Raw genomic sequence first — 12,417 nt, 5'->3', positions numbered from 1 at the left:
ACATAAAAACCGGCCTTATACTGTAACAGTGCCGAATACATTCAATTATCCCCGGCACAAAAGTCATTAAAAAAGTGAAAACCCCTTGTTTAATGACAGGAATTTGCTGCACAGGAGGCTTGTATGCAGGGTATAGCACTTATTATTACATTTGTAATTGCTATCGTTTTGATGATTTTAGCCATCTCCAAGCTAAAAATCCATCCCTTTTTGTCCATTATGGGTATTTCCTTATTGTTGGCTTTTGCCGCAGGAATCCCCTTGGCAAAAATACCGTCCGTAATCGGAGCCGGTTTCAGCGGCACTTTTTCGGGTATCGGTATCGTCATCATTTTGGGTGCCTTAATCGGTACGATTTTGGAAAAAACGGGAGCGGCTCTTAAACTGTCCGACATGGTTGTCAAAATGGTCGGCAAAAAGAACCCCGAATTGGCAGTCCTTATCATGGGCTGGATCGTTTCGATTCCCGTATTTTGCGACAGCGGTTTCGTTATCCTGAATCCCATCCGCAAAGCCCTTGTACAGCGCACCAAAACCTCAAGCGTTGCCATGACGGTCGCCCTTTCCGCCGGTTTATACATTTCTCACGTATTTATTCCGCCCACACCCGGTCCGATTGCCGCCGCAAATACTCTGGGTATCGGCAGCAACCTCTTACTCGTTATCGGTATGGGAGCCCTTGTGTCGATTTTCCCCCTTATCGCAGGTTATTTTTTCTCAAAATATATCGGAACAAAGGTTTCCTCCATCGAAGAAACCTCATCTGAAGAAAAGGTTAAAACCTATGAAGAATTGGTTGCAAGCTACGGAAAACTGCCCGACGGTTTCAGCGCCCTTGCTCCCATCGTCGTTCCGATTTTATTGATGGCTCTTTCTTCAATCGCTTCCATGGCAAAGATGAGCGGAACCGGTGCCGATGTTCTGAAATTCCTCGGAACCCCGATTATCGCCTTGGCGGTCGGTGTTTTATTCGGCGTAAGTCTCTTTGCCCGCCAAAAAACAAAGGAAAATTTTTATGAATTGACAAACAAAACTTTAAAGGTTGTCGGGCCGATTTTGTTTGTAACCGCAGCCGGCGGCGTTTTGGGAAAGGTTATCGCCACCTCAAGCTTGGTCGGCTATATCACCGAACACGCAACCGTTCTTAAAACGGTCGGAATTTTCTTCCCCTTCCTCCTTGCAGCGATTTTGAAATCCGCCCAGGGTTCCTCGACCGTTGCCATTACGACAACCGCCGGTATTTTGGCCCCCCTTATGGCGCCCCTCGGTTTGGACAGCGTTACCCTGTCCGCCCTGACCGTTATGGCAATCGGAGCCGGAGCTATGACCGTTTCCCACGCAAACGACAGCTACTTTTGGGTTGTTACAAACTTCGGCGGCTTAAAGGCTGAAGACGGTTATAAAACGCAAACCCTTATGACCCTGGTTATCGGTATTGCGGCTATAATCGGTATCTTTATTGTTTCTCTTTTTGTATAAACAGCGAGTTATTGCGGAGAACCGAAAGCGTTGCGAAACCTGAATTTCGGAAAAGCCTCGGTTCTCCCCCCCGCACAGGAACCGGTCGGAAATCCCGCACCGGCATAACAGGTCATAACAAATAAAGAAGGTATTCAGCTGTGAAAAAAATTCTGCTTATTCCCGATTCATTTAAAGGTACGATGAGTTCCGCACGTATTTGCGCTCTGATGAAAGAGGCCGTTGAAGATATTTTTCCGGGCTGCGAAACGACCGCCATTCCGGTCGCCGACGGAGGAGAAGGCAGCGTCGATGCCTTTTTGGAAGCGGTCGGCGGCGAAAAAATCCGCATAACAGTAAAAAACCCTTTTTTTGAAGATATGGAAGGCTTTTACGGAATCCTGAACTCAAAAACCGCCGGTGCCGAAAAAACGGCCGTTGTGGAAATGGCCGCATGTGCAGGGCTTCCGCTGGTTCTCGGAAGATTAAATCCGCGTATTACAACCACCTACGGGGCGGGACAGCTGATTGCCGATGCCGTTCAAAAGGGCTGCAAAAATATCATCATAGGATTGGGCGGCAGCGCCACAAACGATGCGGGCTGCGGAGCCGCGGCAGCCCTGGGCGTCGAGTTTTTCGACAAGGACGGAAAAAGCTTTGTTCCCGCAGGCGGCACCCTTAAAAATATAGAGCGTATCGATATTTCAAAGGCATTGAAACTTCTTAAAGGCTGTACCCTTACGGCAATGTGCGATATAGACAATCCCTTATACGGAACAAACGGAGCCGCCTATATTTTCGGCCCGCAAAAGGGTGCCGATGAAACTGCGGTGCAAGAACTGGATGCGGGCTTACGACACTTGTCCGACATTGTAAAAAAAGACCTCGGTATCGATAAAGCCGATTTTCCGGGAGCGGGAGCTGCAGGAGGTATGGGCTACGGTATGCTCTCTTTTTTAGGCGCCGAATTAAAGATGGGTATAGAAACGGTTTTGGATACAACCGATTTTGACCGAAAACTCAAGGGAGCCGACTTTGTTTTTACGGGCGAAGGTAAAATAGACAGCCAAAGTTTACGGGGCAAAGTAGTTATCGGTGTTGCACGCCGTGCAAAAAAAGCGGGCGTTCCGGTTATCGCGGTGGTAGGCGATGCGGAAGCGGGCCTTGATGCCGCCTACGACACGGGAGTTACCGCAGTATTCAGCATAAACCGCCTCGCCGTTCCCTTCAGCGAAGCGAAAAAAACGGCCGAAGCCGATTTATCCGCAGCAATGCGCGATATTTTACGCCTTATCCGCGCCGCCGTGTAACTGAAATTTCGGACAGCCTGAAGATTAAGACGGACGCCCTTTTCCTTCGGCTCCTTTTTGTGTATAATCGGTTTTACACTCGTTTCCGCCCCGCGCGGATATATAAAAATAACGGAGAAAATGATGAGCAATACCGGCAATATACACAGACATTTACCTAAAAAAGCGCTTTTTAATGCCGACGGAGATACGGAAGTCGTAAAGCGGCGCATGATAGGCGGTAATACCACCAATTTGAACGACTTTAACAACATAAAATACTCGTGGACAAGCGATTGGTACCGCCAGGCAATGAACAACTTTTGGATTCCCGAAGAAATCAATTTGCAAAACGACGTGCAGGAATACCGCCGCCTCTCACCCGAAGAGCGCACCGGCTACGACAAAACCCTGTCTTTTTTAGTCTTTTTGGACAGCATTCAAACGGCAAACCTTCCGTCAATCGGCGAATATATTACCGCAAACGAGGTGAACCTCTGCCTTGCCATTCAAACCTATCAGGAAGCCATCCATTCGCAAAGTTACGGTTACATGCTCGACACAATCTGCAATCCGGCCGAGCGAAGCGAAATCCTGTACCAATGGAAGAACGACGAGCATCTTCTTGCGCGCAACAGTTTTATAGGCGGCTTATACAATGAATTCCAAAAAAATCAAAGTCCCTATACTCTCGTGCGCACCGCAGTGGCAAACTATATTTTGGAAGGCATTTATTTTTATTCGGGCTTTATGTTTTTTTATAATTTGGGACGCAACGGCAAAATGAGCGGCTCGGTACAGGAAATCCGTTACATCAACCGCGACGAAAACATGCACCTGTGGCTGTTCCGCTCGATTTTGCAGGAACTGCAAAAAGAAGAGCCCGAATTGTTCACCCCCGAACTTGTTGACGAATACCGCGCAATGATTAAAGAAGGAGCCGAGCAGGAAATCAAGTGGGGGCACTACGTTATAGGCGACAAAATTCCGGGTCTGAACAAAACGATGATAAGCGATTATATAAAATATCTTGCAAACCTGCGCTGTGCAAACTTAAAGTTCGCCCCGATATACGAGGGACATGAAGAAGAACCGAGCGCAACCGCATGGATAAGTCAGTACAGCAATGCAAACCTCATTAAAACCGACTTTTTTGAAGCAAAATCAACCGCTTACGCAAAGTCCACGGCCCTGGTAGACGACTTGTAAGAGGGGTCAAGAGGCTCGGAAACACGCCCTTCTTTGAAGTTCGCTATAGAAGAGTCCATCATCGAAAGAGTGTTTACGGAGATTTGAAAGGGTTTCACCAACTCCCGCGGTTCAAGTACAATTCTTCCGTCTTCATATTCTTGAACATGGAAATATTCGTAGGCCGTATTAGATGATTTTATTCTTTCCTTGATAACCATTCAATCTCATCAATTACACAATCATGTTCAAAACAATACTAAAATCAGTTTCATTGAAAATGCTTATTTACTATTCTTTGTATTGTTTTGGGTATATATTTTATAGTTTCAAATAATTAGTCAAAAGCTATCAATGTAATAAAAGCATAATTTAGAGTAGTTACATGCGTTTCTAATTGTGTGCCAATGAATAAATCTACTTTACTTATTAATGACAAATTAGTTAAAAAGACAATAACTGCTGCTATTGCAAAAATCAATATTTTAAAAACAGTATTGAATAAAACACAGTTATCATTTATCAGTTCTTTAAATAAGAAAAAAATGACTTGAAAATATACCCTTTGCAAATCACGAAATAAGATTTATACCTTGTAAATTGCCCCCCCCCATTAAAACGATAAATAGATATAAAGACATTTCAGTAAAATTACTTTGAAGTACAAATAGTTTGAAACTTATTAAACTCACAAGAATCACTACCCCGCTCATCAATAATTGTTGCGTAATGATAAAATTTACTTTAAATATCTTGATAAATAATTTTGCATTGAAACTGTTGTTTTCATGTATTTCAAATATTTGAATTAATACATTCATACTGATAGAAATAAACAAAGAAATACACCCTATGATAAAAAAAATTGATCATAATTTCTGTATTTCGATTAAATAATAATGGCGGATATCATCCAATTCTTTCCAGACTATTTTGTATTTTCCTTTTATTTCAAAAGACTCATCTTTTTTACCAGTCGGTTTGGTAATTTTTCCAGTAATTTCATTACCGCATCTGAAATAAGAATAAATCCCCTCTTTTTTTCTACCGGAAGAATAAAAACAAGGATCATCGACCACACATAAACAATATGTACGATCAGCTCCTCTTTCTTGTAATTCTTCCATAAACTTAATATCTTTTATAAACGAAAACATTTGCTCAGGATATTGTTTATTGCAGGGATACTTTACTTCAATAGCATATTTTTCTCTGCCATCAAGAGTATAAACAACAATATCCATCTCTTTTTTACATGTTTGTTCCATTCCAAAATTCAATACAGACAGTGTAACATTTCTCTCAAATTCTACTTTACAATTTTGTAATTTCTTTCTCAAAAACATGCCCAGTTCGTGCTGTAAACTGAATTCGCTATAAATAATTTCTTCTTTTTCTTTTATTTCTTTACAAAAATCTTCTATTAGCGGTTTTAATGTTTTCATAATAAAATTCCCCTCGCGCACTCTATTTTCATGACATTATACGGTTCATAAATAAACTTTTCAAGATAATTTCAGAACTTACATTAGATATTTTCAACTCTTTTTCAGTTGAATATTCAAATATTCAATATCGTGAATGCATTCCAAAAAATCCCGGATATATTTATCATTATCTTTATTTGTATCTTCATAACAATCTATGTATATTTCAAGATAATATTTATTTTCGCATTTCATATATGCAATCTTTTGATAATGTCCGGTACCTGTTTTTATACGTACATCATAGATTTCCGCATTCCAAGCATTCATTTGCGTTGAGAACTTTTGGGATAGAACTTTCTCAACATTATATTTCGGCTGATAATTTCTTAACGATTCAACCATATCTATTACGAATTGATCAAAACTTTTACCCGCCTCTTTTCCGTATAAATTGACAAAAATATATGCGGGCGAACCGTTAACCCCTTTATCTTTTATATAGAAAAAACCGTTAAAATTGTTTTTATGAGCAACATTCATATCTACTGTCCAGTAATCAGGCAAAGGAAGACTGATCAGATGGTCTTGCCCATAAATTTGGAATGCAAGTTTTTCAACCTTAACCGTTTCTTGTGCAAATACCGCCTGTATTAAAAGCAAGGCAATAAAAAGAACAACCCTCAATATTTGTTTCATTTTTTCCTCCTATTCTCTGCTTATTCCCTCAACAGCCAATTGCAGGGAGCACAGCATTTCGTCTACGGTTTTTTGGTCGAGGATGGCAAGGCGGAAGATAGCCGATTCGATAAGGGAGTAAAACATTTCGTTGGCGGCTTTTACGTTTATGGGCTTGAACTCTCCGTTTTTTTTGCCTTCAATTAAAAGGGTGGAAAGCAAGTGACGCAGTCGCACAATGCGGCGGCGTACGCGGTCTCCGGGATTTTTACCCGTTTTTTGTATTTGAATAAGATAAGCCAAGATAACTTGAAAAAGCTGGCGGTTTTCTATGCATCCGTGTACAATACCTTCGAGAACGGCTAAAAGCCGTTCTTTACAGCTGCGGTTCGGGTCGCTGATAATCACTTGTAAGGATTTTTCCAAACCTTCGGTTAACTGCTTAATGCTCCATAAAAAAATTTCACGTTTGTTTTTAAAATAAATATACAGGGTTGTGCGCGTAATGCCGCAGCGGTCGGCAATTTTTTGAAAGGTTGCGTCTTCATAGCCTTCTTCAATAATCACGTCAAGAGCTTTTTTCAATATGACTTTTTTACGCTCTTCGTGGTCTACTACGATTCCCATATCGTCCTCCGTTATGTGTGTGCATTTTTTCCGCCGGCGGATTTATTATTTTCAGCTTCATAAATATAAAAAAACGTATCCAAATTGCCGCCTTTAAGATTTTTGACCGAATGTGCATTTTTCCCGATATATTTTTGAAATTCGTTCGATGCGGTAATAAAGCCCATATCCCAATTTACAAAATCGGTAAACAGGGAATTCATCTTTTTGTACAATGCTTCGATTTCATCCCCGCTGTTGAGCCTTTCTCCGTAGGGCGGATTTGCGATAATCACGCCGCTTTCATAGGGGGCCTTTATATCGGTGAAATCCGCACAGTCGAACTGGGGGCGCGCTATACGCTGATCACTTCCGATAAGCTGCAAGGCCCTGCCGGCAGTAACGCAGGCTCGTTCGGCATTTGCGCGCGAGCGCTCCACCGCTTCGGGGTCTATATCGGTTCCGGTAATGCGGGCCTGTACATCGGGGCGGATTTTGGCAGCCTCGCGCTTTCGTATTTCATCGGCTCGGGCATTGTCAAAAAAAGCGAGGTTTTCCAAGGCAAAGCGGCGGCCGAACCCGGGGGCGATATTGTACGCATAGAGGGCGGCTTCTATAGCAATGGTTCCCGAGCCGCAAAAAGGATCGTGGAAGGGTGTTTTACGTTTCCAGTACATAAATTGGAGTAATGATGCCGCAAGCGTTTCCCGTATGGGAGCCGTTCCCCCGTCTTTTCGGTAGCCTCTGCGGTTTAAAGGAGCGCCCGATAAATCGAGCAAAATTGAAGCTTTGTTTTTTTCGATATATACGCGTATGTCCGCTTGACAGCCGCTTTCGGGCAGCACTTCCATATGCCATGCCGCGCCCAGCTTTTTGCAAATCGCCTTATGAACAATCGATTGGACGCTGTGTTCGGAAGTCAGCCTTCCTCCGTGAAGGCGGACCTTATCTATACGAAGTTTTACGTCTTTGTAAAAAAAATCCTGCCAATCAACGGCATATACGCCTTCAAACAGAGCATCGAAATCTTCGGCCGTAAAGGCTCCGGCTTGAAGGTAAATCCGGTCGGCTGTACGCAGACAGAGGTTCGGCGTAAACAATTCATCTTCGGGGCACAAAAAAAGCACCCGGCCCGTTTCCTTTCCACAGGTTGTAAAGCCGAGTTTTTTAATTTCGTTTGCAAGAATCTTTTCCGTCCCGATAGCGCATAAAGCTGCAAGTGTTGTCATTATATTCAGTATAACACATCTTTACGAATTTCGCAATTATGTATTTTTACTCAAAGTCCAAAATGAGCGGCATACACTCGCTGCAAAACGGCGGAATCGGTTTAACACCGGTATTTAAACAAACCTAGTGCTTAAAGTGGCGCCTGCCCGTAAACACCATTGCAATACCGAGCCTGTCGGCGGCTTCAATCGATTCGGCGTCGCGGACGGAACCGCCGGGCTGGATGATTGTTTTTATGCCGAATTCGGCGGCCTTTTCCACACAGTCGCCGAACGGAAAAAAAGCGTCGCTTATAAGCACTTCGGCCTGCGCAGTTCCCGCCTTATCGGTTACCTCTTTTGCGCGCTCCAAGGCCTGTTTTGTCGCCCAAATGCGGTTTGTTTGTCCGCAGCCTATACCGACGGCGGCGGCGTCCTTTACAACGACAATGGCGTTCGATTTTGCAAACATCGCAACCGTCATGCCGAAAACCGCATCGGCTTTATGGCTTTCTTTCGGCTGCGCCTTTGTAACGACATTCCACGAATCGAATAAGCCCGTATCCGCGCTTTGCACCAAAAGGCCGCCGTCAACCGATACGCTTTCAAAACGGGACTGCGCTTGTGCTTTCATACGGATTAAGCGCAAATTCTTTTTGGAAGCAAAAACCTGTAAAGCTTCTTCGGTAAAATCGGGGGCGGCAATAACTTCCAAAAAACATTCTTTCATCTTTTCGGCGGCCGCCGCATCCACGGTGTGCGAGCAGCCCAAAATACCGCCGAATATCGATACGGGGTCGCAGTCAAATGCGCGCTCGTATGCTTCAAGCAGCGACTTTCCGGAGGCGGCTCCGCAGGGGGTATTGTGTTTAAGGGCAACGACAAAAAAGCTTTTGTTTTCCACATAGCGGTTGTATGCGCATACGGCCTTCCATGCGACATCCAAGTCGCGCATATTATTGTAAGAAAGTTCTTTGCCCTGCAGCTGTTCCATCGAAGCAAAGCTTCCCGCTTTGTCCGCTTCCACATAGAGGGCGGCCTTTTGGTGAGCGTTTTCGCCGTAGCGCAGTTCCTGTTTTTTAACGAGGGGGACGGTATAATAGGACGGAAAAACGGAAAGGCTTTCGGTTTTAGCCGCGTTTTCTTTATTTTGCCCGGCCGCGGAAACGGAGGAATCAAGCATAAAACGCGCTATCGCCGCATCGTAAGCCGACGTCAAGTTAAACACCTTTGCCGCCAACGCGCGCCGCAAATCAAAATCGACTTCGCCCGTTTCCAAACAAGAACGCACCGCTTCATAGTCGGCAGGGTCGGTCAACACTATTACGTCTTTAAAGTTTTTCGCCGCCGAACGCAGCATGGACGGGCCGCCTATATCGATAAATTCAATCGTTTCGTCAAAGCTAAGGCCTGCCTTAACCTTTTCAAAAAAGGGATAGAGGTTTACACATACAAGGTCTATCGGCGTTATGTTCAATTCGGCAATTGTATCCATGTGAGCCGTATCGGAACGCCGTGCCAAAAGGCCCGCATGAACGGCAGGATGCAGGGTTTTTACCCGGCCGTCCAAACATTCGGGAAATCCCGTTATCGAGCTGACATCCGTTACGGGAAGGCCCTTGTCTTTAAGATAAGAAGCCGTTCCGCCGGTGGAAACGATTTCCCAATCGTGTTGATGTAAAAAGGTACATAAATCGGCAATACCGTTTTTATCGAATACGCTTATAAGAGCTCTTTTTTTCATAGTCCGTCCCGTATAATTGATTTTAGACAAGCCGTATTATATCATAAATCGGGATTTATATAAAGCGGAATAAAAATTTAAAATAAATTCGGCCCTTTATTCACTTGACACTTGTCTTTTTTTCTGTCAGACTGTATAGTGAAATAATGAAACAAAGTCGTACACTTTTTATTTATGTTGTCTTATTTTGTACATTCTGCGCAGGTTTGTCCGCTCAAAATGTACAGACAAATCTTCCGCTTGCCTCTCTTGCGGTTTTTCGGGACGCAATGTACAACAATCCCTTAAATCACGATGAATTGTTACAGCTGTACGAAAAAACAATGCAGGATATCGCCTCTTCGCTTTCGGACTACGACTTATACGTCGCATCGGCACGCTGTGATTATTATATGGGAAGAAGTTACGGCTATGCTCAAAACAAGGAGAAAGCGGGTTTTTATTACGACAGGGCGCTGGAAACGATTCAAAAGGCTTTGAGTATCAAAGAAGGGCCGGAAGCCCTGCTTATACAGGGTGAAAACATATCCCAAAACTGCGCCGTAAAACCCGTATCCTATGCCATGTCAAACGGTTTGAAAGTCGGAAAACTTGCACAACAGGTTATCGATGCGGACCCGAAAAACGGCGCGGCAATGCACTTACTCCATGCCCGCCATGTGTATGCTCCCAGCCCCTTCCACAATCACCGTAAAGGGATAAAAGAAATGAAACGTATTTTGGAAATCCCCGGTATTAAACTTGAAAACGACGACACCTTCAATATAACGAGTGCGATTGCCTATGCGTATATTCAGCTGGAAAAATATAAAGACGCTTTGGAATGGATAGAAAAAGCATTAGCGGTTTATCCTTCAAATTTTTTTGCTCTTGACTTAAAAAAACAAGCGGAAACAAAGGAACAGAGCCTATGACGGCGTTTGTACTTACTGCATTTTACTGGATTCTTATCGGTTTAGGTGCTTATTTTTTCGGTTTGGCGGTTATCAATGCCCTGTGGATGGCCCGTGAAACAAAGGGTGCGGATATAACGGACGGGCCGCTTGTATCCGTTTTGATTCCCGCCCGGAATGAAGAGATTCACATTGAACCCTGTGTAGAATCGCTTATGCACCAAAGCTATAAAAACTATGAGGTTTTGGTTTTGGACGACAACTCCACCGACCGCACACACGAACTTTTGCAAAAACTTCAAAAGATGTACCCCGGCCGGTTACGGGTATTTTCGGGAAAGCCCCTCCCCCCCGATTGGCGGGGAAAGGTCTTTGCGATGAAACAGCTGTGTGCCGAAGCCCGCGGGGAGTTTATGCTTTTTACCGATGCGGATACGGTTCATTCTTCGCGTTCGGTATCCGTCGCCGTTACGAACATGCTTTACCATAAGGTTGATTTTTTATCCGGCTATATTGCCCAAAAAGCAAAAACCTTGGGAGAAAAAATCAGCATTCCCCTGCTGTCTTTATTAAGCGGTTTTATATTGCCGATGTGGGTATGTAAGTGGGGAAAATCGCCTATTCTTGCGGTTGCAATAGGCCAATATATTTGCGTTAAAAAAGATTCCTTCGAAAAATGCGGCGGTTTTGACTTGGTAAAAAACCGTACAACGGAGGATGTTTCTCTTGCCCGCGAAATGAAAGCTCACGGCTACAAAACCGTTTTTTTGGATTTAAAAGAAGCGGCTATGTGCCGTATGTACACTTCATGGAAAAGCTGCATTAACGGCATAAGTAAAAATATCTTTGACTTTATCGGCAAAAACAATATTATTCTTGTATCTGCGGTAATCGGCATTTTGATTTTTTTGGCAATGCCGCCCTTTCTCGCCGTCGGCTTAAGCGTATATGCGGCTGCTTCGGGAAAACCGCTCGGTTTTGAGCTTGCCGCGCTTTGGGTTCACGTACTTTCGGTAGGCGGAACATGGGCCGTTGTGTGTAAAACCCGCCGTATGAGACGCAGATACGCTTTTATATATCCGCTTATGTTTTTAAATCTATTATATATTGCCGTCATTTCATGGTACCGTTCCGTTTTCGGGAAGGGCTATGAATGGAAGGGAAGGATTGTGCACTGATGCCCTACAAAAAAGGCCGCCCCCTCATCGATTCGTCACGGTTTTTCAAAACCGCTTCGACACTCACGTTCTACCCTCTTATGATTGTCGCTTACGGCGTATATTACGCTTTTTACCGCTCGCGCATTACAGGACGTTCCAAATTAAAAGCCTGTAAAAATGCCGTTTTGGTATCGAATCATACTACTTTTTTGGATCCCGTTTTAATGTCGGCAGCCGTTTTCCCCCGCCGTTCCTTTCACACCCTTTTGGAAAGCGTCGTTCTTGTGCCCTGCCTGGGAACCCTGTGCCGTCTTTTAGGCGGCGTACCCGTTCCTCCCGATATACGTTCCATGTTTAATTTACCGAAAGAATGCGCCAAGGGATTGAGCTGGCGGCCCTTTGTACACTTTTATCCCGAAGGCGAGTGCTATATACGCAATCAAGACGTGTTTCCTTTTCATCCGGGAGCCTTTATGGTTGCAGCCGAACTTGATATTCCCGTTATTCCGCTTGCAACGGTTTTTCTTCCCAACAAATCGGGGAAAAAGCCGCTTGTCCGCCTCTATGTTTTGGATCCGGTCTATCCGGACAGCTTTGAGTGTAAAAGCCGCGGCACGGGTAAGGTAAACCTTAAAGCGGTACGCCGTTTTGCCGAACACGTAAGAACCCTTATTCAGGATGAAATAAACAGGCGCGGAGGAAGCCGCCGGTTTTACAAGGGAGCAATGCCCCGGGTCGTCGGAGAAGGCGCCTAAAAGCCGTTTAA

Annotated in this window: 12 protein-coding genes; 6 read left to right on the top strand and 6 right to left on the bottom strand. The window is 44.3% G+C overall.

Annotated elements, in window-relative coordinates:
* The first annotated feature begins 123 nt into the window (after positions 1-123).
* The 3 genes from V1L52_RS01150 (at position 124) to V1L52_RS01140 (ending at position 3,956) form a co-directional block, all read left to right on the top strand.
* Entirely contained in the window at positions 124-1,479 is a 1,356-nt protein-coding gene (locus tag V1L52_RS01150) for a GntP family permease (RefSeq protein WP_428770463.1), read from the top strand.
* A 140-nt stretch (positions 1,480-1,619) separates the two neighbouring features.
* A complete protein-coding gene (locus V1L52_RS01145; protein ID WP_428770462.1) occupies positions 1,620-2,768 on the top strand; it encodes a glycerate kinase family protein in 1,149 nt (382 codons plus the stop codon).
* Between the two features lie 123 nt (positions 2,769-2,891).
* Positions 2,892-3,956, top strand: coding sequence for a ribonucleotide-diphosphate reductase subunit beta (locus tag V1L52_RS01140; RefSeq protein WP_428771840.1), 1,065 nt, complete (start codon positions 2,892-2,894; stop codon positions 3,954-3,956).
* On the opposite strand, the gene V1L52_RS01135 is transcribed toward V1L52_RS01140, so the two are convergent.
* The 6 genes from V1L52_RS01135 to purH form a co-directional block, all read right to left on the bottom strand.
* The gene (locus tag V1L52_RS01135) at positions 3,920-4,156 is read right to left on the bottom strand and encodes a hypothetical protein (RefSeq protein ID WP_428770461.1); all 237 of its coding nucleotides are present in this window, start codon (positions 4,154-4,156) and stop codon (positions 3,920-3,922) included. The genes V1L52_RS01140 and V1L52_RS01135 overlap by 37 nt on opposite strands.
* Positions 4,157-4,804: 648 nt before the next feature.
* Complete coding sequence (locus V1L52_RS01130) at positions 4,805-5,380, bottom strand: hypothetical protein (RefSeq protein ID WP_428770460.1); 576 nt, start codon at positions 5,378-5,380, stop codon at positions 4,805-4,807.
* Positions 5,381-5,473: 93 nt separating this feature from the next.
* Complete coding sequence (locus tag V1L52_RS01125) at positions 5,474-6,061, bottom strand: hypothetical protein (protein ID WP_428770459.1); 588 nt, start codon at positions 6,059-6,061, stop codon at positions 5,474-5,476.
* 9 nt (positions 6,062-6,070) lie between these two features.
* Positions 6,071-6,667, bottom strand: coding sequence for a TetR/AcrR family transcriptional regulator (locus tag V1L52_RS01120; protein ID WP_428770458.1), 597 nt, complete (start codon positions 6,665-6,667; stop codon positions 6,071-6,073).
* Positions 6,668-6,678: 11 nt separating this feature from the next.
* On the bottom strand, positions 6,679-7,875 hold the full coding sequence (locus tag V1L52_RS01115) for a THUMP domain-containing class I SAM-dependent RNA methyltransferase (RefSeq protein ID WP_428770457.1): 1,197 nt from the start codon (positions 7,873-7,875) through the stop codon (positions 6,679-6,681).
* A gap of 124 nt (positions 7,876-7,999) precedes the next feature.
* Positions 8,000-9,598, bottom strand: coding sequence for a bifunctional phosphoribosylaminoimidazolecarboxamide formyltransferase/IMP cyclohydrolase (gene purH / locus V1L52_RS01110; RefSeq protein ID WP_428770456.1), 1,599 nt, complete (start codon positions 9,596-9,598; stop codon positions 8,000-8,002).
* 146 nt (positions 9,599-9,744) lie between these two features.
* Between purH and V1L52_RS01105 the strand changes: the two genes are divergently transcribed.
* Genes V1L52_RS01105 through V1L52_RS01095 form a run of 3 tightly spaced genes read left to right on the top strand, consistent with a single transcriptional unit; the run spans position 9,745 to position 12,406 of the window.
* Positions 9,745-10,512 (top strand): hypothetical protein, encoded by a 768-nt coding sequence (locus V1L52_RS01105; RefSeq protein ID WP_428770455.1) that lies wholly within the window; start codon positions 9,745-9,747, stop codon positions 10,510-10,512.
* Positions 10,509-11,669, top strand: coding sequence for a glycosyltransferase (locus V1L52_RS01100; protein WP_428770454.1), 1,161 nt, complete (start codon positions 10,509-10,511; stop codon positions 11,667-11,669). Before V1L52_RS01105 ends, V1L52_RS01100 begins: the two co-directional genes overlap by 4 nt.
* Entirely contained in the window at positions 11,669-12,406 is a 738-nt protein-coding gene (locus tag V1L52_RS01095; RefSeq protein ID WP_428770453.1) for a lysophospholipid acyltransferase family protein, read from the top strand. The genes V1L52_RS01100 and V1L52_RS01095 overlap by 1 nt, the downstream gene beginning before the upstream one ends.
* Positions 12,407-12,417: the final 11 nt, after the last annotated feature.

The organism is Treponema sp. HNW (assembly GCF_050320395.1).
In the GTDB taxonomy this organism is placed as follows: domain Bacteria; phylum Spirochaetota; class Spirochaetia; order Treponematales; family Treponemataceae; genus Treponema_C.
This window is presented reverse-complemented; position numbering and strand designations above follow the sequence as displayed.